This window comes from Streptomyces alboniger (genome assembly GCF_008704395.1).
Lineage (GTDB): Bacteria > Actinomycetota > Actinomycetes > Streptomycetales > Streptomycetaceae > Streptomyces > Streptomyces alboniger.
In genome coordinates this window covers 3012666-3036448 of the sequence record NZ_CP023695.1, presented here as the reverse complement: position 1 = coordinate 3036448, position 23783 = coordinate 3012666, and the positions used below count along the sequence as shown (strand labels likewise).

20 protein-coding genes and 1 other RNA gene are annotated in these 23783 nt (G+C 71.1%); 18 read left to right on the top strand and 3 right to left on the bottom strand.

Going from position 1 to position 23783, the window contains the following annotated elements:
• The first annotated feature begins 11 nt into the window (after positions 1-11).
• From smpB to dacB, 3 genes are all read left to right on the top strand, one after another.
• Entirely contained in the window at positions 12-533 is a 522-nt protein-coding gene (gene smpB, locus CP975_RS13370) for an SsrA-binding protein SmpB (protein WP_051819846.1), read from the top strand.
• A 154-nt stretch (positions 534-687) separates the two neighbouring features.
• Positions 688-1076, top strand: a transfer-messenger RNA (tmRNA) gene (gene ssrA / locus CP975_RS13365).
• A gap of 80 nt (positions 1077-1156) precedes the next feature.
• The gene (dacB, locus tag CP975_RS13360) at positions 1157-2749 is read left to right on the top strand and encodes a D-alanyl-D-alanine carboxypeptidase/D-alanyl-D-alanine endopeptidase (RefSeq protein WP_055535772.1); all 1593 of its coding nucleotides are present in this window, start codon (positions 1157-1159) and stop codon (positions 2747-2749) included.
• On the opposite strand, the gene CP975_RS13355 is transcribed toward dacB, so the two are convergent.
• The gene (locus CP975_RS13355) at positions 2673-3938 is read right to left on the bottom strand and encodes an MFS transporter (RefSeq protein WP_150476904.1); all 1266 of its coding nucleotides are present in this window, start codon (positions 3936-3938) and stop codon (positions 2673-2675) included. The two genes, dacB and CP975_RS13355, sit on opposite strands and share 77 nt — an antisense overlap.
• A gap of 159 nt (positions 3939-4097) precedes the next feature.
• On the opposite strand from CP975_RS13355, the gene CP975_RS13350 reads away from it, so the two are divergent.
• The 4 genes from CP975_RS13350 (at position 4098) to CP975_RS13335 (ending at position 9446) form a co-directional block, all read left to right on the top strand.
• On the top strand, positions 4098-5051 hold the full coding sequence (locus CP975_RS13350; protein WP_281292884.1) for a LysR family transcriptional regulator: 954 nt from the start codon (positions 4098-4100) through the stop codon (positions 5049-5051).
• Positions 5052-5225: 174 nt separating this feature from the next.
• Complete coding sequence (locus tag CP975_RS13345) at positions 5226-6017, top strand: hypothetical protein (RefSeq protein ID WP_150476903.1); 792 nt, start codon at positions 5226-5228, stop codon at positions 6015-6017.
• A gap of 524 nt (positions 6018-6541) precedes the next feature.
• A complete protein-coding gene (locus CP975_RS13340) occupies positions 6542-8569 on the top strand; it encodes a bifunctional polysaccharide deacetylase/glycosyltransferase family 2 protein (RefSeq protein WP_150477876.1) in 2028 nt (675 codons plus the stop codon).
• Between the two features lie 274 nt (positions 8570-8843).
• On the top strand, positions 8844-9446 hold the full coding sequence (locus CP975_RS13335) for a hypothetical protein (protein ID WP_055535682.1): 603 nt from the start codon (positions 8844-8846) through the stop codon (positions 9444-9446).
• Between the two features lie 40 nt (positions 9447-9486).
• Here the strand turns inward: CP975_RS13335 and CP975_RS13330 are convergent, their stop codons facing one another.
• Together CP975_RS13330 and CP975_RS13325 are read right to left on the bottom strand one after the other, a co-directional pair.
• Positions 9487-10161, bottom strand: coding sequence for an NAD(P)-dependent oxidoreductase (locus CP975_RS13330; RefSeq protein ID WP_425474249.1), 675 nt, complete (start codon positions 10159-10161; stop codon positions 9487-9489).
• Positions 10162-10208: 47 nt separating this feature from the next.
• Complete coding sequence (locus tag CP975_RS13325) at positions 10209-11174, bottom strand: EamA family transporter (RefSeq protein WP_150476902.1); 966 nt, start codon at positions 11172-11174, stop codon at positions 10209-10211.
• 117 nt (positions 11175-11291) lie between these two features.
• On the opposite strand from CP975_RS13325, the gene CP975_RS13320 reads away from it, so the two are divergent.
• From CP975_RS13320 to CP975_RS13270, 11 genes are all read left to right on the top strand, one after another.
• On the top strand, positions 11292-11846 hold the full coding sequence (locus CP975_RS13320) for a MarR family winged helix-turn-helix transcriptional regulator (RefSeq protein ID WP_055536441.1): 555 nt from the start codon (positions 11292-11294) through the stop codon (positions 11844-11846).
• Between the two features lie 77 nt (positions 11847-11923).
• Positions 11924-12583, top strand: a complete 660-nt coding sequence (locus CP975_RS13315) for a hypothetical protein (RefSeq protein ID WP_167532692.1) — start codon at positions 11924-11926, stop codon at positions 12581-12583.
• Entirely contained in the window at positions 12583-13617 is a 1035-nt protein-coding gene (locus CP975_RS13310) for a hypothetical protein (protein ID WP_246201495.1), read from the top strand. Before CP975_RS13315 ends, CP975_RS13310 begins: the two co-directional genes overlap by 1 nt.
• Positions 13618-13806: 189 nt before the next feature.
• The gene (locus CP975_RS13305) at positions 13807-15156 is read left to right on the top strand and encodes an MFS transporter (protein WP_150476901.1); all 1350 of its coding nucleotides are present in this window, start codon (positions 13807-13809) and stop codon (positions 15154-15156) included.
• Positions 15157-15296: 140 nt separating this feature from the next.
• Positions 15297-16451 (top strand): uroporphyrinogen-III synthase, encoded by a 1155-nt coding sequence (locus CP975_RS13300; protein WP_055533216.1) that lies wholly within the window; start codon positions 15297-15299, stop codon positions 16449-16451.
• A 159-nt stretch (positions 16452-16610) separates the two neighbouring features.
• Positions 16611-17198, top strand: coding sequence for a CGNR zinc finger domain-containing protein (locus tag CP975_RS13295; protein WP_150476900.1), 588 nt, complete (start codon positions 16611-16613; stop codon positions 17196-17198).
• Between the two features lie 333 nt (positions 17199-17531).
• Positions 17532-18107 (top strand): sigma-70 family RNA polymerase sigma factor, encoded by a 576-nt coding sequence (locus CP975_RS13290; RefSeq protein ID WP_078594902.1) that lies wholly within the window; start codon positions 17532-17534, stop codon positions 18105-18107.
• Positions 18104-18901 (top strand): anti-sigma factor family protein, encoded by a 798-nt coding sequence (locus tag CP975_RS13285; protein WP_055533300.1) that lies wholly within the window; start codon positions 18104-18106, stop codon positions 18899-18901. The genes CP975_RS13290 and CP975_RS13285 overlap by 4 nt, the downstream gene beginning before the upstream one ends.
• A 108-nt stretch (positions 18902-19009) precedes the next feature.
• A complete protein-coding gene (locus CP975_RS13280; protein ID WP_055533309.1) occupies positions 19010-21412 on the top strand; it encodes a HelD family protein in 2403 nt (800 codons plus the stop codon).
• Positions 21413-21779: 367 nt separating this feature from the next.
• Positions 21780-23213, top strand: coding sequence for an NAD-dependent malic enzyme (locus tag CP975_RS13275; protein WP_055533302.1), 1434 nt, complete (start codon positions 21780-21782; stop codon positions 23211-23213).
• Between the two features lie 231 nt (positions 23214-23444).
• Entirely contained in the window at positions 23445-23726 is a 282-nt protein-coding gene (locus tag CP975_RS13270; protein ID WP_016645140.1) for an HU family DNA-binding protein, read from the top strand.
• Positions 23727-23783: the final 57 nt, after the last annotated feature.

Sequence of the window (23783 nt, the reverse complement as noted above, 5' to 3'; positions counted from 1 at the left end):
ATGGCCGGACTATGGCGAAGGAAAAGGTAAAGCGCAAGGCCGCGAAGGCCAATGAGAAGGCCCCCGCCCGCAAGATGGTCGCGCAGAACAAGAAGGCGCGGCACGACTACCACATCCTGGACACCTACGAGTGCGGCCTGGTGCTGATGGGCACCGAGGTCAAGTCGTTGCGGCTCGGCAGGGCCTCCCTGGTGGACGGCTTCGTGCACATCGACCGCGGCGAGGCGTGGCTGCACAACATCCACGTCCCCGAGTACGTGCAGGGCACCTGGACGAACCACTCCGCCACGCGGAAGCGCAAGCTCCTGCTGCACCGGGCGGAGATCGACAAGCTGGAGTCCAAGTCCAAGGAGACGGGTCACACGATCGTGCCCCTCGCGCTGTACTTCAAGGACAGCCGGGTCAAGGTCGAGATCGCGCTGGCCAAGGGCAAGAAGGAGTACGACAAGCGGCAGACGCTCCGCGAGAAGCAGGACACGCGCGAGACGAACCGCGCGATCTCGGCGGTGCGGCGGCGCCAGGGGATCGCCTAGCCTCCGGCCGGGCCCTCAGGAAGCCGGGCCCTCAGGAATAGGCTGGCACCGTCGGGCGTTGGTCACGTACGATGGGTCGTGCTCCTCACAGCAGGGGCTACCGGGTCCCCGCTCAGCAGGGGCCCACCTTGAAGGAACATTGAAAAAACAACATGGGGATGATCGGTTTCGACAGCGGATGTCGAAGCAGGGGAAGCGAGCCGAGGAAGCGGCAATGATCTCGTAAACCATATGTCGCAACAAATAATCGCCAATTCCAAGAGCGATTCCCAGTCCTTCGCCCTCGCTGCCTAATAAGCAGTGACTGAAGGACCCTAAATGGGTGTCAGCCCGGGGGTGTTCCCGACCCGGACCCTGGCATAATCTAGGGAACTAAACCGTCGAACCCGGTCACGGGGTTCGACGGGAAATCAAACAGTGACTGGGCCCGTCGGAGACTTGTTCGCGAGATCTCCGGGGCCGAGAAAATCGCAGCGAACTGCGCTCGGAGAAGCCCTGGTTCAGCACCGTTGGACGCGGGTTCGATTCCCGCCATCTCCACAATTCCCATGTGAGGTTGAAGCCCTCTGGCCCCCGGCCAGGGGGCTTCTTCCGTTGGTCGCCCGGGTTTATCCTCCTGGGTCATGAGTAGACCCGTGCGACGCGTCAACCACCGTATGCGCCACTGGATCTGGCCCGCCGTGCTCGCCGTCGCGGCGGCCACGCTCTCCGCAGGTTCCCCGGCCGGCGCGGACTCCGACCGGTCCGGCCTGCCGGAGGCCATCGACACCATCCTCGGCGACTCCCGGATGGAGGGCGGCGTGGCCAGTGTGGTCGTCGCCGACGCCGCGTCCGGTGACGTCCTCTACCAGCACCGGTCCAGCGGGCGCCTCATGCCCGCCTCCAACACCAAACTGCTCACCTCGGCCGCCGCCATGGAGCTGCTGGGACCCGGCCACCGGTTCACCACCGACGTACTCGCCGACGGACGGCGGCGGGGCCGCGTGCTGCACGGAGACCTGTATCTGCGCGGCACGGGCGACCCGACGACGCTCGCCAAGGACTACGACGGGCTCGCCGCGCAGATCGCCGCCTTGGGGGTGCGGCGGGTCTCGGGGCGCCTGATCGCCGACGACACCCGCTTCGACGCCAAGCGCGTCGGCGACACCTGGAGCGCCGACGACGAGTCCGCGTACTACGCGGCGCAGATCAGCGCCCTGAGCCTTGCTCCCGACACGGACTACGACACCGGGACGGTCGTCGTGGAGGTCGCGCCGGGCGCGCGGGCCGGGGACGAGCCGCGCGTCAGCGTCACGCCGAAGACCGACTACGTGGACATCGACCTGCGGGCGACCACCGTCGCGTCGGGCGGCGCCGACACCGTCGCCGTGGAGCGGCAGCACGGCAGGAACACCATCACCGTCAGCGGCACGGTCCCGGTCGGCGGAGCCGTCACCAAGGAGTGGGTCACCGTCTGGGAGCCGACCGGGTACGCGGCAGCCGTCTTCCGGGACGCGCTCGCCGCGCACGGCGTGAAGGTGAGCGGGCCGACCAGGGCCGGAATCGCCACCCCCGGGCGAGCCCGGCAGCTCGCCTCGCACGACTCCATGCAGCTCAAGGACCTCATGGTCCCCTTCATGAAGCTCTCCAACAACATGCACGCGGAGAGCCTCACCAAGGCCATGGGTCACAAGGCCACCGGGCGGCCCGGGAGCTGGGACGACGGTATCGCCGCGATCGGCGGCTATCTGAAGACCGCCGGCGTCGACCCGGGCAAGCTGCGCCAGGTCGACGGCTCAGGTCTGTCGCGCAAGGACAACGCCCCCGCGGACCAGTACGTCAAGCTGCTGCGCTCTGCCAAGGGGGAGCCGTGGTTCGCCGACTGGTACGCGTCCCTGCCGGTGGCCTGCGGGCCGGGCAAGTCCGTCGGCGGCACCCTGCGCTCGCGGATGTGCGGGACCCCGGCGGCCCTCAACGCCCGTGCCAAGACGGGGACGTTGACGGGAGCGTCCGGCCTCTCCGGTTACGTGAAGGACAGGAACGGGCGTGAGCTGGTGTTCAGCATCATCCTGAACAACCATCTGGCCCCCTCGGTGAAGGCGCTGGAGGACGCGATCGTGGTGACCCTCGCGTCGTCCACGGAGGACGAGGCCGTGCCGGTCATGCCTCGCTCGACGCGGGCGGCGGAGCGGTACGGCGACGTGGAGTGCTCGTGGCGCAAGCCTGCGCGCTGCTGAGCAGCAGGGCGAGGCAGGCGGCGGCCACCGGCACCCAGTAGCCCGCGGCGGGCGCCAGGCGCTCCACCGCCCAGCCGCCGCCCGCCGCGCCGCACGCGATGCCCCCGAGGAGCCCGGTCACGGCGAGGGTCATGCCCTCGTTCAGCCGCCCCTCGGGAGTGCGGTGCTGGACCAGCGTCATTCCGGTGACCATCGTGGGCGCCGTCGCCATCCCCGCGACGAGCAGCGCTCCGGAGAGGGCGGTCAGCGAGCCCGTGAGCGTCACGGCGAGCAGCGGCAGCGTCATCAGGGCCGCCATCGCCGCACCGCACAGGAGGTGGCGGCGCACGAGCGGGCCGCGCGGTTTCACGGCTCCGTAGACGAGGCCCGCCGCGCAGGAGCCCGCGGCCTGGAGGGCGAGTATCACGCCCGCCGCCGCCTTGTGCCCTCGCTCGTCGGCGTAGGCGATCGTGACGACCTCAAGGGAGCCGAAGACGGCGCCGGTGGCGAGGAAGCCGACCAACAGGGCGGGCATCCCGCGCGCGCGGAGAGGCGATCGCGCGCCTTCGGAGGAGTGCGTACGTCCTTGGGGCGGCGGTTCCGTCGCGCGCTGGGCGGCGAAGACCAGCACGCCGGTCAGCAGCAGGACCACGCCGATCAGGGTGCCCGCCTGGGGGAAGAGCGCGCCGCAGAGGAAGGCGGCGAGGACGGGCCCGAGCATGAAACAGAGTTCGTCGGCGGCCTGTTCGAAGGAGTTGGCGGTGTGTACGGCAGGGGCGTCGCCCTTCAGGAGGTACGCCCAGCGGGCGCGGGACATGCCGCCCGTGTTGGGGGTCGTGGCCGTGGCGGCGTACGACGCGAAGAGAGTCCAGTCGGGCGCTCCGTAGCGCACGCAGAGCAGCAGGGAGAGCGAGCCGAGCGCGGCGATCGCGGTGGCGGGCACGGCGACGCGTGCCTGGCCGTGGCGGTCGACGAGCCGCGCCGTCCAGGGAGCCACGACGGCGGTCGCGGCGAGGCCGGTCGCGGTGACGGCGCCGGCCAGCGCGTACGAACCGCGGGCGCCGGAGATCATGATGACGGCGCTCACGCTGAACATGCCCATGGGCAGGCGGGCGATGAGGTTGCCGAGGGTGAAGGCGGTGGCTCCGGGTATCGCGAAGAGGCGGGTGTAGGGATTGCGGGGCGTGGTGCGGGGTCTGGCGGGGGGCATGCGTCTCAGGCTCGCCGCGGGGGGCCCGCGGGGTCCAACACCTTCTGGGCGCCGATTCACGCGTCCACGTTGTAAGTTCCAGCGGTGACAGCAGAGCCCGGCATACGCCCGTCCGATCCCCGTACACGCCCCGCCGATGGGCCCGCTCTGCCTCGTGACGTGGATCCGCGCCTGCTGCGCGCGTTCGTCGCCGTCTCCGAAGAGCTGCACTTCACCCGGGCCGCCGCCCGGCTGTACGTGGCACAGCAGGCGCTGAGCCGTGATGTGCGGCGCCTGGAGCGCGAGTTGGGCGCCGAGCTGTTCTCCCGTACGACACGGCAGGTCGCGCTCACCGCCGACGGCGAGCGGCTCCTTCCGTACGCGCGGCGGGTCCTCGCGGCGCAGGACGAGCTGGTCGCCGCCTTCACGGGGCCCGCGCGGCCGCTGCTCGTCGATCTGAACAGCCCCGGGCTCGTCTTCGGGCGGATCCTGGAGCGGGCCCGCGAACTCGCCCCGGAGTGCGAGCTGATGGCCCGCTTCGAGAGCGGCCTCACGGGTGCCGCCGCCGAGATGATCGCCGGGCGGCTCGACATGTCCTTCGGGCGGTACGCCGGGCTCGACCCCGCACTGCGGTCCGCGCTCGCCCAGCAGCCCGTGCGGTACGAGCCGATGGCGGTGCTGCTGCCCAGCGACCACCCGCTGACCGAGCTGGACGCCGTGCCGCTGGACGCCCTCGCGGGGGAGACCGTGTACGCGGGGGCGGGCAACCCGCGGACGCTGGAGTGGACCGACCTCGCGCACCGGCTCTTCGCGGGGCGCGGCATCGGCGTCGCGCCGCCCGCGCCGCTGGCGGTGGGGCCCGAGGAGTTCGGGCGGATCATGGCGAAGAAGCGCAATCCGGCCTTGGTCGTGGTGGACTTTCCGGCCATGCCGGGTGCCGAGCTGCGGCCGCTGATCGATCCCGTACCGCTCTCGCCCGTGTCGCTCGTATGGCGAAAAGGTCTGATTCATCCGGGAGTTACAGCGGTACGGTCCGCTGCCGCGGAGCTTGCCGCCGCCGAAGGATGGCTGGAGAAGCCTGCGGATGGGTGGGTTCCGGCCACAGATGCACTCATCATGATGAGTCAGATCTGACTGATAACCACGCCTGTCACTCCGGTGCGCTACATTCATCGCCCGGGCGGGATGTGATAGGGGCGGCGCTCGGGTCGGGTGGGGGCCCGGTCCGGACGGCAAGGGGCCTGGAGTCGTACGCGCACCCGCGTTCTGAGATGCCGAGTTCTGTGATGTGGGGGGTTGTGCGTACGCATGGAGACGTGGCGAGAAGATGCGCTACCAGGACATACCCATGATCCGAACGAGGTCACCGTACAGATCGACGGTCTCGGGCGGACGCTGGCGGATCTGGCGACCGGGGCCGGTGCGGGCGGTGCGGTTGAGGGTCCTGTCTTCGTCGACGAGACGGGCCGCCGCGGGCGGAGGTACCGCCGGATAGGCGTGATCATCGGTGTCGCCTGCGCGGTCTATGCCTTGGTCATCGTGGGCACGCTGTTCTCGGGCAGCTCTCACGCGCCCTGGCTGCCGGTGCAGGCCCCCGAGGGCGGGAAGCCCGGCAAGGGCGACGGGCCCGCGGGCACGGCGGACGCGTCCGGGCGCCCGTATGACCGCGTTGAGCCGGCCGACTCCACCGACTCGGCCGACCCCGATGACCCCGCCGATCCGTCAGCGTCGGCCGGTGCGGGCGCTCCGTCGCGGGGGGCTGTGGACGGCACCGAGGCGGTGGCGCGGCCCGGTGGGTCCGGCGACTCCCGCCGGGGGGACGAGGGGGGCTCGCCCGCCGCGGCGCCCGCCGCGGCGGACGGCAAGCCGGGTCCGGGTTCGGGTCCCGTGGACGGTGGCGGCGGCCCAGGCCCGGCCCCGACGGGTGGCGCGGCGGAACCGGGGTCCGGACCCACGGCACCGGCCGCCCGGCCCCCCGCCCCGCCCGCGCAGCCGACGGTCCCCGGCGACGGTGACGTACCCGCCGACTTCACCCCGCCCGCCGCCCAGCAGCCGCCCGCGGACCCCCGGTCGTCCTCCTCCGGGGACGCCCAGCGATGAACTCCCGCACCACTGACTGGGGGTGGGCGGACGGCACCGAGGACGGCCGTGCCGCGCACGGTGACCGGCCTCTGCCCGGCGGCCCTGCTCCGAACGGTCTCGGCACTTCCCTCGGCCACGTCCCGCCCGCCGGGCAGGTTCCGGTTGGTCACGTCCCGCTGGTCGGGCAGGTTCCGGTTGTCGGGCAGGTTCCGGTTGGTCACGTCCCGCCCGCCGGGCAGACTCCCGTCGACCACATCCCCGTCGGCCACACCCCACCCGCCAGCGAGGAGCGCCGCGGGCCGGGCAGGGCGCGGCCGCGCAAGGCCCATCTCGGCAAGGCCCCATCCGGCAGCGCCACGCCCGGCAAGGCCGTACCCGGCAGCGCCGCCGGAGGCAACGCCACGCCCGACAACGCCCGCCCCCGCAGGACCCGTCCCCGCAGAACCCGCCCCCGCAAGGCGGCGGCCGCCCGCGCCCCCCGGCGGCGGCGCCTGCCGTTGCGCTACTCGTTGCCCTCGCTGCTGCTCATCGCGCTGCTCGCCATGCTGATGCTGCGCGGGTACGTGCACAGCGAGATCCTCGCCGACCACCGTGTCCGGCCGCCCGCGCCCACCGATCAGGTACCGCGGGAGATCCTCGACGGCGGCCCCGTCATAGACACCCGCGGCGGCCGCGAGGCCACCCTGCGCGTGCCCGAACGGCGGCTCGTGCTGACCTTCGACGACGGGCCGGACCCGGAGTGGACCCCCAAGGTCCTCGACGTCCTCGACAAGCACGACGCGCACGCCGTCTTCTTCGTCACCGGCACCATGGCCTCGCGCCACCCCGGCCTCGTCCGGCGCATGGTCGACGAGGGCCACGAGGTCGGCCTGCACACCTTCAACCACCCCGACCTCGCCTACCAGTCCGCGTCCCGCATCGACTGGGAGCTGTCGCAGAACCAGCTCGCGCTCGCCGGGGCCGCCGGGATCCGGACCTCCCTCTTCCGGCCGCCGTACTCCTCCTTCGCCGACGCCATGGACAACAACTCCTATCCGGTGGCCCGGCACATAGGCGACCGCGGCTACCTCACCGTCGTGAACGACGCCGACAGCGAGGACTGGAAGCGCCCGGGCGTCGACGAGATCGTCCGGCGTGCCACGCCCCAGGACGGCGAGGGTGCCGTAGTCCTCATGCACGACTCCGGTGGCGACCGCTCACAGACCGTCGCCGCGCTCGACCGGCTCCTGCCCGAACTGCGCGAGAAGGGGTACGAGTTCGGGAACCTCACGGAGGCCCTGGACGCACCCAGCGCGCACACGCGGGTCAGCGGCGTCGAGCTGTGGAAGGGCAAGGCCTGGGTCTTCCTGGTCGGCGCCTCCGCGCAGATCACCGACGCCCTCGTCGTGGCCCTCGCGGTCGTGGGCGTGCTCGTCCTCACCCGGTTCGGCCTGATGCTGCTGCTCTCCGCCGCGCACGCACGCCGGGTGCGGCGGCGGGACTTCCACTGGGGCGCCCCGGTCACCGAACCGGTCTCGGTCCTGGTGCCCGCGTACAACGAGGCCAAGTGCATCGAGGCGACCGTCCGCTCCCTGATGGCGGGCGACCACCCCATCGAGGTCCTCGTCATAGACGACGGCTCCTCGGACGGCACCGCGCGGATCGTGGAGGGCCTGCGGCTGCCGAACGTACGCGTCGTGCGCCAGCTCAACGCGGGCAAACCGGCCGCCCTCAACAGGGGCCTCGCGAACGCCCGGCACGACATCGTCGTGATGATGGACGGCGACACCGTCTTCGAGGAGTCCACCGTCCGCGAACTCGTGCAGCCCTTCGGCGACCCGCGCGTGGGCGCCGTCGCGGGCAACGCGAAGGTCGGCAACAGGGATTCGCTCATAGGCGCCTGGCAGCACATCGAGTACGTGATGGGCTTCAACCTCGACCGCCGGATGTACGACGTGCTGCGCTGCATGCCGACCATCCCGGGCGCGGTCGGCGCGTTCCGGCGGTCCGCCGTGGAGCGGGTCGGCGGCATGAGCGACGACACGCTCGCCGAGGACACCGACATCACGATGGCCCTGCACCGCGACGGCTGGCGGGTCGTGTACGCGGAGCGGGCGCGGGCCTGGACCGAGGCCCCGGAGTCCGTGCAGCAGCTCTGGTCCCAGCGCTACCGCTGGTCGTACGGCACGATGCAGGCCATCTGGAAGCACCGCCGCGCCTTCGTCGAGTCCGGCCCCTCCGGGCGCTTCGGCCGTGTAGGCCTGCCGTTGGTCTCACTCTTCATGGTGCTCGCCCCGCTCCTGGCGCCCCTCATCGACGTGTTCCTCCTCTATGGCCTGGTCTTCGGCCCCACGCAGAAGACCATCGCCGCCTGGCTCGGAGTGCTCGCCGTGCAGGCTTTCTGCGCCGCGTACGCCTTCCGCCTCGACCGCGAACGCATGACCCATCTGATCTCACTGCCTCTCCAGCAGTTGCTCTACCGGCAGTTGATGTACGTCGTACTGCTCCAGTCCTGGATCACGGCCCTCACGGGAGGCCGCCTCCGCTGGCAGAAGCTGCGGCGTACGGGGGTGTTGTCCGCCCGCGCCTAGCGAAGGTCGCAGCAGTGAAGTGAAGGAGAGCGAAGTGGAGCGATTGTGAAGAGATTTGCGTTCGGATCCTTGCAAAGTGCGACCGCCAGGCGTTCACCGGCGACCGTAATGGCGTGAAATGCAGGCGGAAAAAGGGGCGTTGGGACGCCCCTTGCTCCAGGCCTCCCCTACCGACGGGCCGCGCGGCCAACTCCTAAGCTGACGGCTCTTCCTGCCGCTCGCAGGGGCCGGGCCCCCTGCCGAGCGGCGGGCCCGTCACTGCCAGGAGATCACTTTGCTCTGCAAGAAGACCGCGCTGCGCTTCGCCGCGCCCGTCGCCGTACTCGCCCTCGCGCTGACCGCCTGTGGCGGTGGGGACGACAAGAAGTCGGAGGACAAGCCGAAGGGCGAGGCCGCCAACTCCCAGGCGAAGCCGAAGGCGCCCTCCGCGCTCGCGGCCGGTGAGAGCACCACGGCGAAGGTCAAGGAGGAGAGCGCGACCGTCACGTACGAGGTCGCCGCGCAGAAGGTCGACCTGGGCACGGAGGCCGAGGCCAAGAAGCTGGTCTCGGACCCGAAGAAGGCCAAGGGCCTGGTCGCGGCGGTCGCCCACGTGAAGTACACGCACAAGGCGGGCGCCCCGCTCGCGGACGTCCCCGACGTGGGCGACGGCGCGGAGATCTACGCCGACGGCGTCCGCGGCGGCCTCCTGATCGGCGCCTCCGAGGACGCGGCCGGCTGCGAGGACGAACTGGAGCTGGAGGGCTGGAAGAAGGGCGAGAGCCACGTGCTCTGCCAGACCTACCTGGTCCCGGTCGGCACCAAGGAGATTGAGGTCCACTGGGCCCCCGAGGACAGTGAGGGCGAGCCTGCTGTCTGGAAGTTCCCGGCGAAGTAGGCGGATGCGCGCAACCTCCGCGTCGGCGAGTGCCCGGCTCTCAGTACCCGGCCGTGAAGCGGGCACGGGGGTGTCGTGGGTTCTCCGTCTCGTCCAGGAGGGCTACCGCCAAGTCCTCCATCGAGAGGGACGAGTTGCCCTCCGCGTCCACCAGGAGTTCGTCTTCGCCCAGGCGGAACGCGGCGGTGCGGGTGCCTGGTTCCAGGACCGCGGAAGGGCTCAGGTAGGTCCAGTTCACGTCCGTGGGTGCTGTGCGGAGCGCGTCGTACTGGGCGTTGGAGGCCGCCGCTATGTGGCGCCAGGCCGGGGGGACGTAGCGGGGGTCGTCGATCGCGAGGGTTCCCGCCGTCCCGGGGACCGTCAGGCTGCCCGCGCCGCCGATCACCAGGAGGCGGGCGCCGGGGGCCTCGGCCAGGCCCGCCAGCAGGGCTCCGATGACGGCCGCGTGGTCGGCTTCGCGGCCCGGGGCGGGTCTTGTCGCGTTGATGACGACGTCCTGGCCCGCGGCCAACTCCGCCACGTGGTCCGGGTTTCCCGCGTCACCTGTGCGGTGCGTCGCGTCCGGGTGCAGTTCGGGGAAGCGGGCGGCGTCGCGGACCACGGCGGTCACCTCGTGGCCCCGGGACAGGGCCTCCGTCACGACGCGGCTTCCTGCGGTTCCCGCCGCCCCGAAGACCGTGATGCGGATGCGGGGGGTGGGGGTGGGGGTGTGCATGGGGTGCTCCTCTGTTCAGTTCAGGGGGGTGGTGGCCCGGGGGGGTGCTACGCGCGGCGGCTCTGGCCCAGGACGACGCTCGCCAGGACCAGGACCAGGCCGCCCAGCTGCCAAGGGGTCAGGGTCTGGCCCAGGAGCAGCAGGCCCGCGAGCGTGGCGACGACCGGGTTGGTCAGGCCGAGGAAGGAGACCGAGGAGGCGGGGAGGCGTTCGATGCCGCGGAACCACAGGGCGTACGCGATGGCCGTGCCGATGATGCCGAGGTAGGCGTAACCGGCGAGGTTGGCGCCCGTGAGGTGGTCGGGCAGGCCCTCGGCGGTGAGGGCGATGGGCGCAAGGACCAGGCCGCCCGCGGTCAGCTGCCATCCGGTGAGCGTGAGCAGGGAGACTCCGTCGGGTCGGCCCCACCGCTTGCTGAGCACCACCGCGAGGGCCATCAGCGTCGTGGCCGCCAGCATCGCGACGATCCCGGCGGCGTCGACCGCCGCGCTGCCGCGCAGGACCAGCAGGCCCACGCCCACGACACCGACGAGGCCCGCCGCCAGCGTACGGCGGGTGGGCCGCACCTTCAGGACGCCGGCTCCGAAGCCCGCCACCAGCAGCGGCATGACCGCGCTGACCGTCGAGGCGACGCCGCCGGGCAGGCGGTAGGCACCGAAGAAGAGCAGCGGGAAGAACGCGCCGAAGTTGAGCACCCCCAGCACGGCCGCCTTCCACCACCAGTCGCCGCGCGGCAGCCGTCGGGTGAGCGCGAGCAGGATCAGCCCGGCGGGCAGCGCGCGCAGGGCCGCGGCGAGCAACGGGCGGTCCGGGGGGAGGAGTTCGGTGGTCGTTACGTAGGTCGTGCCCCAGGTCGCCGGGCCGATGGCCGCCAGTGCGGCGATGCCGGCCACCGCCTTCGCGGAGGGGGAGCGGGGAGCGGGAGCCGATGTGGATGCCGGGGGCTTGGGTGCCCCAGCGTGGCCCTGCGTCGACGACCCGCGCTCCGCGATGCTGATCCTGCTGACAACCATGACGCTTCCCCTCGCTCTTCCCCTGAACGCTGTTATTCTCAACGTTGAGATAAATATGGACCCCCGATCCGCGAACGTCAAGTATCTGAACGTTGAGAGATTTGGAGCTGTGCCGCCATGGCCGAGCAAGAGACAGCCCAGCAGGAGACCCCGGACGAGCCCCGCGCCGACGCCATCGACCAGTTGCGCGCCCAGTGGCGCCGCGAACGCCCGGACCTGGACCTCGCGGGCCTGGACGCGATGGCCCTGGTGGGCCGCATCAAGCGCGCCGATCACCTGCTGAGCAAGGGAATGAAGACGGTCTTCACCGAGTACGGCCTGGAGTTCGCGGAGTTCGACGTCCTCGCCACGCTGCGCCGGGTCGGCGCCCCGCACGAGCTGACCGCGGGCGGCCTCCTCAAGACCGCGATGGTGACCTCCGGTGCCATCACGAACCGCCTCGACAAGCTGGAGCGCAAGGGCCTCATCGAACGCCGTCAGGACCCCGCCGACCGCCGGGCCATCCGCGTCCGCCTCACCGAGGCCGGCCTGGACCTGGTCGACCGAGCGGTCGTCGACCACATCGCCAACGAACAGCGCATGCTGACCGCCCTCACCCCCGCCGACCGCGAGGCCCTCGACTGGGCGTTGCGCCGCCTGTTGGTGTCACTCGGGGACACGCACCTGGGCTGACCTCGACGTGACCTCGCCTCTCCCTCCTGGATAGCTTGGTGCACTCCAGAGAACTCCCGTCTCACCAGGAGCTGACCGTGAACCGCCGACCCGCCCTGCTCGCAGCGGCCGCCATGACCGCGGTCGCCGCCCTTTCGCTTTCCGCCTGTGGAGGCGGCGACGGAGGAGCGAAGGACAACGACAAGATCGCGGGCGCCGACTCGGGAGACGGGTCGAAGAAGTCTCCGTCGGCCTCGGCTTCGGCCGATGGGATCGAGCGGCCCAAGGTCACCTTGCCGAAGGGTGACGAACTCGTCTTCACTCCCGAGACCACTGGCGACGCCAGGACGGACGCGGTGCTGCGTGACAACGCGGAGTACCTCCGCGCCATTGACGAGGCGATCGAGAAGCAGGACCCCAAGTCCGAGGCCATCGTCTTCTACAGCAAGGACTCGGCTCTGCTCGGAACGGTGGAGTGGGTCAGCGGATTCATCAAGGACGGCACGACGGTGACCGGCACGGTGCGTTACTTCAACCGCAAGGTCGCCTTCAGTAAGGACGGTTCGGCCGGGCTCACGTACTGCGCCGACGAGTCCAAGGGCTACACGAAGGACCGCAAGACGAAGAAGACGAACGTCACCAAGGCCACGAAGAATTCGTACGTCTTCTACAGCGACCGGCTCCGGAAGAACTCCAAAGGGGTGTGGCAGGTGACCAAGAGCACGGCGGAGCGCGGGAGCGAGGTCTGCCAGCCGTGATGCGCAAAAGCGTGGCGTTGGCCGTATGCACGGCCGTCCTGTTCACCGTGCAGGCCACACCGATGGCCTGGGCGGACCGAACGAACACCACAAGCCCCACGAAGGAAGCCAAGGGCGGCAGAAACGGCCGCACCATCACCGTCCAGACGAAGGTCCAGACGTCGGTCAACGGCGATACGCGCTCGGCCCGGACCGGGAATCTCTCGTCGGCGGACAGCAATTGGAATCCGCCCGCCTGCTGGTACGAGCCCGCCTTCTCGCCGAAGGAGATCGAGAAGACGGTCAAGGCGTGGCGGAGCTTCGGCGACGGTGTACCGCTCTTCGAGGGTGTCGGGGAGTTCGTCGGGGACTACCTCGACAACCGCTACAAGGAGGGCAAGCCGTACAAGGACTACAACCTCGACAAGCAGGGCAAGGGGATGTTCTGGGCCGCGGCGGTCAATCCGAACCGCAAGGACGACCCCGAGGCCAGCGCGTGCGACAAGCAGCCCTTCTGGGTCGATGAGGGGACGACTCCCGAGGAACCCCTCGCGGTGACCCCCAAGGTCCTCGCCGAGTACGCCTACGACGAACTCCCCGTACCGAGCACCGAGATCACGATGGCCCCGCAGGGAACGACGAAGGTCAATCTCCCGACCTGGGTCTGGCTGGACAAGGCGAAGTTCAAGAAGGTCTCCGTCACCGCGAGCATCCCGGGCTCGGACCTCTCCGCGACCACGACCGCCGAACCCGTGTCCCTCTCGATCGCGCCGGGGACGGAGGACGCCGAGACGTATCCCGCATCCGGGGAATGCCCGATCGAGGACCACCGGATCGGCGTGCCCCGCGCCAAGGGCACCCCCGCGGACACGGACCCACCGTGCGGCGTGAAGTACCTGCGCTCCTCCGGCGACGGTTCGTACGACCTCCAGGCCACCGTCACCTGGAAGATCAGCTGGACCAGCACCACCGGCGAGGGCGGAGACCTTCCCGAGGGCCGGTTCGGCGCGGACCAGCAGGTAGAGGTCGAGGAGATCCAGTCCATCAACCGGTGACCGGACGCCGGGCCCCGCCGCCCGGCGTTCACCGCCGCCCTCACCACCCCGCCCCGCCCCACGTGAGAGCAACGTTCCCCGACGGTCACTCCGCGCCACAGGGCCGAAACGCGTCCTCCCTACCTTCGGGACCGTCGGCACCTTCGCGGGCGCCGGCCGAGGCCCGTGGACTAGCCGTGGAGGCGTGTGATGTGGATCGAGCGGTGGGACCCGGAGGACGAGCGGTTCTGGAAGGAGGAGGGAGGGGAGCGGGTCGCCCGGCGGAATCTGGCGTTCTCGGTGCTCTCCGAGCACATCGGGTTCTCCATCTGGAGCATGTGGTCCGTGATGGTCCTGTTCATGGGGCCCGAGTACGGCATCGACCCGGCCGGAAAGTTCTTCCTGGTGTCGATGGCGACCCTGGTGGGAGCCGTCGTCCGCGTCCCGTACACCTTCGCCGTCGCCCGCTTCGGCGGCCGTAACTGGACCGTCATCGCGGCCTCGCTGCTGCTCGCCCCGACCGTCGCCGCCTTCGTCGTCATGGAGCCGGGGACCTCCTACACCACCTTCATGGTGTGCGCGCTGCTCACCGGCGTGGGCGGCGGCAACTTCGCCTCCAGCATGACCAACATCAACTCCTTCTTCCCGCTGCGGGAGAAGGGCTGGGCGCTCGGGCTCAACGCCGGGGGCGGCAACATCGGCGTACCGGTCGTGCAGCTCGTCGGGCTCGCGGTCATCGGGGCGAGCGGCGGGCCGCGGGTGGTGCTCGGGATCTACATCCCGCTGATCCTCGTCTCCGCCTTCTGCGCCGCCCGCTACATGGACAGCATCTCCTCCGTGCGCAACGACACGGGGGCCGTCAAGGCCGCCGCCCGGGACACGCACACGTGGATCATGGCGTTCCTCTACGTGGGGACGTTCGGCTCCTTCATCGGTTACAGCTTCGCCTTCGGTCTTGTCCTCCAGACGCAGTTCGGGCGTACGCCGCTGGAGGCCGCGCAGGTGACCTTCATCGGCCCGCTGCTCGGCTCGCTGATCCGGCCCGTGGGCGGACGGCTCGCCGACCGGCACGGCGGGGCGCGCATCACCCTGTGGAACTTCGTCGGCATGGGGGCCGCGACCGGCGTCGTTGTGCTGGCCTCGGTCAGGGAGTCGCTGCCGCTCTTCGTCGGCGCCTTCATCGCCCTGTTCGTGCTCACCGGGCTCGGCAACGGATCTACGTACAAGATGATCCCCGGCATCTTCCAGGCCAAGGCCGAGGGCAAGGGGCTCGTGGGGGAGGAGGCCGCGGCCCACGGGCGGCGGATGTCCGGGGCGGCGATGGGTCTGATCGGGGCCCTCGGCGCGCTCGGCGGGCTCGGCATCAACCTCGCCCTGCGGCAGTCCTTCCAGACCGTGGGGTCGGGCACGGGGGCGTTCGTCGCGTTCCTCGCCTTCTACGGGGTGTGCTCGGTGGTCACCTGGGCCGTATACCTTCGGGGGAAGGCGTCCGCCCGTACGCGTACGGGCGCCGGGGCCGACACGGACGCGAAGCCGCAGCTCAGCTACGCCGAGGTGTGACGTAACACGGCGGACATCGCTGTGATCCGAGCCCGTCACGCGCCATTGACAGGCTCGGTCGTCCGCCGCCCACGAGCCACGATCCGCCCTCCACGAGCCACGAGCGGGACGAGACGAGACAGTCGAGACGAGACAGCCCTATGCACGCGACCCCAGCGAACTCCCCGGCAGCGCACGGCCCCCTCGCCGGATTCACCGTCGGCGTGACCGCCGCCCGCCGCGCCGACGAACTCGGCGCGCTGCTCCAGCGGCGCGGCGCCACCGTCCTGCACGCCCCCGCCCTGCGCATCGTGCCGCTCGCCGACGACAGTGAACTGCTCGCCGCGACCAAGGAGTTGATCGACCACGCCCCCGACGTGGTGGTCGCCACCACGGCCATCGGGTTCCGCGGCTGGATCGAGGCCGCCGACGGCTGGGGGTACGGCGAGGCTCTGCTCGGCTGCCTGCGCGGGGTCGAGCTGCTGGCCCGCGGGCCGAAGGTGAAGGGCGCCGTGCGCGCCGCCGGGCTCACCGAGGAGTGGTCCCCCTCGTCCGAGTCCATGGCGGAGGTCCTCGACCGGCTGCTCGGCGAAGGCGTCGAAGGGCGCCGCGTCGCGCTGCAACTGCACGGCGAGCCGCTGCCCGGCTTCGTCGAGGCGCTGCGGGCCGGGGGAGCCGAGGTCGTCGGCGTGCCGGTCTACCGGTGGCTGCCGCCGGAGGACCTCGCGCCCGTGGACCGGCTGCTCGACGCGACGGTCGCGAAGGGCGTCGACGCGCTGACGTTCACCAGCGCGCCCGCCGCCGCCTCGCTGCTGGCCCGCGCGGAGGAGCGGGGCATGGGCGCCGAGTTCCTCGCCGCCCTCGGCCATGACGTGCTGGCCGCCTGCGTGGGGCCCGTGACCGCGCTGCCGCTCCAGTCCCTCGGCATCGACACCGTCCAGCCCGAACGCTTCCGGCTCGGCCCCCTCGTACAGCTGCTCTGCCAGGAACTGCCCTCCCGTGCGCGGGTCTTGCCGATCGCCGGGCACCGCGTGGAGATCCGCGGCCACGCCGTCCTGGTCGACGAGGAGCTGCGGGCCGTGCCTCCCGCGGGCATGGCCCTTCTGCGCGCCCTCGCCCGGCGCCCCGGCTGGGTGGTGGCCCGCGCCGAGCTGCTGCGCGCGCTGCCGGGTGCGGGCAGTGACGAGCACGCGGTGGAGACGGCGATGGCCCGGCTGCGTACGTCGCTGGGCGCGCCGAAGCTGATCCAGACGGTGGTCAAGCGGGGGTACCGCCTCGCGGTCGATCCGGTGGCCGACTCCAAGTACGGGGAATAGGGCGGCAGGAGATCAGGGCAGTAGGGGAATAGGACAGTATCTGACGGTTCGTCGGACGGGCGCCGGTGGCGGGGGTTCCGGACCCGCCGGGGTACGGGCACTGTAGGGGGTGCACCACGGCATTCACTCACCGGTGACCCCCAAGGCGGTGACAGGCGCATGGCGTTGGGCACGGCCCCGGCTCCGTACGAGCTGCGATTCGACTCCGGGCGGAGCTGTCTGGACCTCGTGGCGACGCGCCATCCCGTGGAGCGGCTCGACTCCGTGACGAGGCTGCGCGCCTGGCTCGTGGGTGCCGGCCTGGTGCCGACGGGCGCCTCCTTGCCCGGGGCGGGCCCGCCATGGCTCACCGCCTTCCTCGAACTCCGCTCCGCCATCGAGCAGTTGGTGCTGGGCGAGATCGAGGGGGCGCCCGCCGACGGCGCCCTGGAGCGCGTCAACACACTTGCCGCGCCGGCGCCCCCGGCCCCCTGCGCGGTCCGCACCGCCGACGGCACCCTGGCCCGCGCCCTGCGCGAGGCCCCGGAGTGCGCGGCGCTCGTGGCGTGCGTCGCGAGGGACGCCGTCGACCTGCTCACGGACCCGGCGGCCCGCGCCCTGCTGCGCCAGTGCGCGGGCGACAACTGCCCCATCGTGTACCTGGACACGTCCCGCGGCCACCGCCGCCGCTGGTGCTCCAGCGAGGTCTGCGGCAACCGCGAACGCGTGGCCCGCCACCGCCGCAGAGCGGCCCTCGCCCGCACCTGACCCCACCGACGCCGCCCGCGCCCGGCCTGCCGGGGCCCACCCACCCCCGACCCACCCGACACGGACCGAGCCTGCGCTGACCGCCGGGCCCGCCCGCACCCGAGCCGACCGCCCCCGCCCCCAAGCCGCCCATGCCCCCCAAGTCACCCCGCCACCCACCCACCTCCGAACCAGCCCATACCCGCCCGCATATGACCGCCCCGGCCCCCACTCCCACCTGAATCCGTATTCATCGGCGGCGCGTTGAACACCCCGCGCCGTCCGCACGTATCTCCGACGTGAGACCCGCCAGACCCGCTCGACCCGCTCGAACCGCGGACACCGGAGGCAGACGTGCGCAAAGATTCCGCCGTGGCCGATGAACGCCCGCAGCCGCCCCGGCACCGTCTCGGTCGACCTCCCGGCCCTGACGAGGAGTTGATGCGCGCGCTCTACCGCGAGCACGCGGGCCCGCTGCTCGCCTACGTGCTCCGCCTGGTGGCGGGGGACCGTCAGCGTGCGGAGGATGTCGTACAGGAAACACTCATCCGTGCCTGGAAGAACGCCGGTCAGCTCAATCGGGCGACCGGTTCGGTACGCCCCTGGCTGGTGACGGTCGCCCGGCGCATCGTCATCGACGGCCACCGCAGCCGGCAGGCCCGGCCGCAGGAGGTCGATCCGTCGCCGCTGGAGGTCATACCCGCGGAGGACGAGATCGATAAGGCGCTGTGGCTCATGACGCTCTCCGACGCGCTGGAGGACCTGACTCCCGCGCACCGTGAGGTACTTGTGGAGACCTACTTCAAAGGACGTACGGTCAATGAGGCGGCCGAGACGCTGGGCATTCCCAGCGGCACGGTCCGCTCGCGGGTCTTCTACGCGCTTCGCTCGATGAAGCTCGCACTCGAGGAGCGGGGGGTGACGGCATGACCGGGTCCTACGGCCACCATGGCGAGTGGCAGGACGACACCATTCACGAGACCGTCGGCGCCTACGCCCTCGGCGTCCTGGACGAGGCGGAGGCCACGCGGTTCGAGGCGCATCTCGCCGTGTGCGACTTCTGCGCGCGGCAGCTGGAGGAGTTCTCCGGCGTGGAGCCGATGCTGGCCGCGCTCGCGGGCCTCCCCGGCGGCCACGGCGTACCGGAGATCGGCGAACAGCTCGCGGCGCGCCCCGGCCCGCGGCTCGCCGAGCGCCTGGCGGGCGAGGTGTCGCTCAGGCGCGAGCGGCGGCGCAGGCGCGGCCTGCTCCTGGTCGCGGCGGCGGTCGCGCTGATCGTCGGCGGCCCGCTCACGGTCCTCGCGGTGACCGGCGACGGCGGCGGCTCGACGGACCTCGCCGCCGACCCGCACCCCACCAGCCCCGCCGAGGACGCCTTCTTCCACCACATGGACGAGAAGGCGGCGGCCACGGACCCGGCGACGAAGGTCAGCGCCACGGTCGGCACGGAGGAGAAGTCCTGGGGGACCCACGCCGTCCTGGAGCTGAAGAACGTCAAGGGCCCGCTCAAGTGCTCCCTCGTCGCGGTCGGCAAGAACGGCGAGAAGGAGACGGTCACCACCTGGTCGGTGCCCAAGTGGGGCTACGGGATCAAGGACAGCCCGAGCAAGTGGTCGCGCAGCCCTCTGTACGTCCACGGGGGCGCCGCCATGAACCGCGACGAGATCGACCACTTCGAAGTGACCACCTTCGACGGCGACCGTCTGGTCGAGGTCGACGTGTAGGCGCGGACAGGTGCACAAGCACGGTCCCTTTCGCGTACGGTGGACGGCTGCTCAACAGGGGCAGCAGCACGCTTGAAAGGGGCCCCGGTGGCCGACGTCAACGCAGTCATGCCGTCAGGCACGCGCGACCGCGAGATCAGTGTCGAGCAGGACCATCTCGACCGGGTCTACCGGCGCCTCGAGGAGAAGATCCACGAGGCCGAGTTCCTGATGAACGACGCCGCCAAGCGCGCCCAGGTCGGCACGCCGGGCGCCCTCGCCGAGCGCGACGCGCAGGTGTTCCGTGCCGGGGTGCATCTCAACCGGCTCAACAACGAGTTCGAGGACTTCCTCTTCGGCCGTATCGACCTGCTCCGGGGCAAGGACGGCAAAAAGGGCCCGGACGGCGCGTACACGGCCGTCGAGCCCGCCGAGGGGGCCGTGAGCGAGAACAACACGGCCGAGATCGCGGAGACGCTGCACATCGGGCGTATCGGCGTCCTCGACGCGGACTACTCCCCGCTCGTCATCGACTGGCGCGCGCCCGCCGCGGCCCCCTTCTACCGCTCCACGCCGGTCGACCCGGGCCGCGTCGTGCGCCGCCGCGTCATCCGCTCCAAGGGCCGCAAGGTCCTCGGCGTCGAGGACGACCTGATGCGCCCGGAGATCACCGCCTACCTCGACGGCGAGAAGCTTCCGGTGATCGGCGACGGCGCGCTGATGGCCGCGCTCGGCCAGGCCCGCAGCCACTCGATGCGGGACATCGTGGCGTCGATCCAGGCCGAGCAGGACATGGTGATCCGCGCGCCCGCCGCGTCGGTGACGTACGTGGAGGGCGGCCCCGGCACCGGCAAGACGGCGGTGGCGCTGCACCGCGCCGCGTACCTCCTCTACCAGGACCGCCGCCGTTACGCGGGCGGCATCCTCATCGTCTCCCCGACCCCGCTCCTGGTCGCCTACACGGAGGGCGTGCTGCCCTCGCTCGGCGAGGAGGGCCAGGTGGCGATCCGCGCGGTCGGCTCCCTGGTCGACGCCGTCGAGGCCACGGTCTACGACTCCCCGGCGGTGGCCCGCGTCAAGGGCTCCTCGCGGATGCTGAACGTGCTGCGCAAAGCGGCGCGCGGCGCGCTTGAGCTGGGACCGGCAGCCCGCACAGCTGTGAGCGATCGTTCCGCCGGGGCGGAACGGGCGGGCACAGCGGACCGGCGGTCGCGCACGGCGATCAACGAGCAACTCACCTTCGGCGACCCCGAGCCCGAAGCCGGAGGCGAGGCGGCAGGGAGCACTCCCACTCGCTTGAGGGTCGTTGCCTTCGGGCGGCGCCTGGAGCTGAACGCCGACCAGCTGGACCGCATCCGCCGCGCAGCGCTGAGCGGCACCGCCCCCGTCAACCTCCTGCGCCCCCGCGCCCGCAAGCTCCTCCTGGACGCCCTGTGGTCGCAGTCCGGGGCCGCAGGACGCCACTCGGACCCGGAGCTGGCCGCCGAGCTGCGCTCCTCCTTCGACGACGACATCACCTCCGAGGACGACTTCATCCGCTTCCTGGACGCCTGGTGGCCGGAGCTGACCCCGCGCGCGGTCCTGGCCGCGATGGGCGACGAGCGGCGCCTCGGGCGATGGGCCCGCCGCGTGCTGAACCCCGGAGAGATCCGCAAGGTCGCCCGCTCCCTCAAGCGCGACGCCCTGTCCGTGCACGACGTGGCGCTGCTCGACGAACTCCAGGCGATCCTCGGTACGCCGCACAGGCCCCGCAGGAAGAAGGAGCTGGACCCCCTCGACCTGCTCACCGGCCTCGAAGAGCTGATGCCGCAGCGCGAGGAGTCCCAGCGCGAGCGCGCCGAGCGCCTGGCGGCGGAGCGCACCGAGTACGCCCATGTCATCGTCGACGAGGCGCAGGACCTCACCCCGATGCAGTGGCGCATGGTCGGCCGCCGCGGGCGGCACGCCACCTGGACGGTCGTCGGCGACCCGGCGCAGTCCTCGTGGTCCGACCCGGACGAGGCGGCGGCCGCCCGTGACGAGGCCCTGGGCAGCCGCCCGCGCCGCCGCTTCACCCTCACCGTGAACTACCGCAACCCCGCCGAGATCGCCGAGCTGGCCGCCAAGGTCCTGGCCCTCGCGATGCCGGGCGCCGAGTCGCCGTCGGCGGTCCGCTCGACCGGCGTGGAGCCCCGTTTCGCCGTCGTACGCGAGGGAGATCTCGGCGCGTCCGTGCGCGAGGAGGCGGCCCGGCTCCTGGAGCGGGTGAGCGGCACGGTCGGCGTGGTCGTCGCGATGAACCGCCGCGAGCAGGCGGCCCGCTGGCTCGACGGGCTCGGCGAGCGCGTGGTGGCGCTCGGCAGCCTGGAGGCCAAGGGCCTGGAGTACGACGCGACGGTCGTCGTCTCGCCCGCGGAGATCGCGGACGAGTCCCCGGCGGGCCTGCGGGTCCTGTACGTGGCGCTGACGCGTGCGACCCAGCAGCTCACGGTCCTGTCGGGAGAGCGGGACGACCCGGACGGACGGGGCGTGCCGGATCTGCTCCGGGATTGAGTTCCCGGGACGGAATTGCCTTGCGGGATTCGTTTGTTACCTTGGATGTGGCACCGGCTCGATCCAAGCCCCCGGGCCCAACCTTCGTCGCTACGAGCGACCACTTGCCGCGAGGCGAGCATGGCGGGCCGGTGTCATGAACGTACGGGAGAGGCCCACGTCACCCAGTGACGTGGGCCTCTTTCTGTTTTCCCTGACTTCTCGTATGGTGGAAAGAAGTTTCCGAAAAGCGTTCTGAAGGATCCGATGGCTTCCCGTACCGGCGGTGAACAAAACGTTCTCAATCCGGGGCGGCTACCACGTACCCGGCGGTAGGTGGGACCATCGGACGGCAAGAGTTACAAGGTGAAAGCAGAGGAAGTCGGCCATGGCAACGGCGCCCAGCGTCTCCTACTCGATGACGGTCCGGCTGGAGGTGCCCGCGAGCGGAACCGCGGTCTCCCAGCTCACCACGGCCGTCGAGTCATCCGGGGGCTCGGTCACCGGCCTCGATGTCACGGCCTCAGGCCACGAGATGCTGCGGATCGACGTGACGATCGCGGCGTCCTCCACGACGCATGCCGACGAGATCGTCGAACAGCTGCGCACCATCGAGGGCGTGACCCTCGGCAAGGTCTCCGACCGTACGTTCCTGATGCACCTCGGCGGCAAGATCGAGATGCAGTCCAAGCACCCCATCAGGAACCGTGACGACCTCTCCATGGTCTACACCCCGGGCGTGGCCCGCGTGTGCATGGCGATCGCCGAGAACCCCGAGGACGCGCGGCGTCTCACCATCAAGCGCAATTCCGTTGCGGTCGTAACGGACGGATCGGCCGTTCTCGGTCTCGGCAACATCGGCCCGAAGGCCGCGCTGCCGGTCATGGAGGGCAAGGCGGCCCTCTTCAAGCGCTTCGCGGGCATCGACGCCTGGCCGCTGTGCCTGGACACCCAGGACACCGACGCCATCGTCGAGATCGTCAAGGCGATCGCCCCCGGCTTCGCGGGCATCAACCTGGAGGACATCTCCGCCCCCCGCTGCTTCGAGATCGAGGCGCGGCTGCGCGAGGCCCTGGACATCCCCGTCTTCCACGACGACCAGCACGGCACGGCGATCGTGGTCCTGGCCGCGCTGACCAACGCGCTGCGCGTGGTGGGCAAGGGCATCGGCGACGTGCGCGTGGTCATGTCCGGCGCGGGCGCGGCCGGTACGGCCATCCTCAAGCTGCTGCTGGCCGCCGGTGTGAAGAACGCCGTGGTGGCCGACATCCACGGCGTCGTGCACGCCGACCGCGAGGACCTGGTCTCCCACGACGTCGACTCGCCGCTGCGCTGGATCGCCGACAACACCAACCCCGAGGGCCTCACGGGCACCCTCAAGGAGGCCGTCGTCGGCGCCGACGTCTTCATCGGCGTCTCGGCTCCGAACGTGCTGAACGGCGACGACGTGGCGGCCATGGCCAACGGCGCCATCGTGTTCGCGCTCGCGAACCCGGACCCCGAGGTCGACCCGGCAATCGCCCGTCAGACGGCGGAAGTTGTGGCCACCGGACGCTCGGACTTCCCGAACCAGATCAACAACGTCCTGGTCTTCCCCGGCGTCTTCCGCGGCCTGCTCGACGCCCAGTCGCGCACCGTCAACACGGAGATGATGCTGGCCGCCGCGGGCGCCCTGGCGGACGTCGTCGCCGAGGACGAGCTGAACCGCAACTACATCATCCCCAGCGTCTTCAACGACAAGGTCGCGGGCGCCGTGGCCGGGGCGGTGCGCACCGCCGCGAAGGCCGCGGGGGCCGCTGTGACGGGTCCCACGTCCGCCTGACCCTCGGCGCGTCGCGGGGCACCCGGTCGTAAACGCCCCTTTAGGGTGGCGGACCATGGCCCTGCGGCCCTTCGGAGGGTGCCGGATTGGCTTTCCCGCCGCAGGTGGGGGCAGGATGCGTAATCGGGCGCGAGGGTCTGACGCAAGACCCGGGTCCGGGGACTGTCCGAGGACCCTGGCAGCATCGGCTTCGATCACGCCTCAACGGCAAAAGAACACGGGAGTACAAACATGAACCGCAGTGAGCTGGTGGCCGCGCTGGCCGACCGCGCCGAGGTGACCCGCAAGGACGCCGACGCCGTGCTGGCCGCGTTCGCCGAGACGGTCGGCGAGATCGTTGCCAAGGGCGACGAGAAGGTCACCATCCCCGGCTTCCTGACCTTCGAGCGCACCCACCGTGCCGCTCGCACCGCCCGTAACCCGCAGACCGGCGAGCCGATCAACATTCCGGCCGGTTACAGCGTCAAGGTTTCGGCTGGTTCCAAGCTGAAGGAAGCGGCCAAGGGCAAGTAAGCCCCAAGCAGCGAAGAGGGGCGGTCACCCAGTGGGTGACCGCCCCTTTCGCGTGCT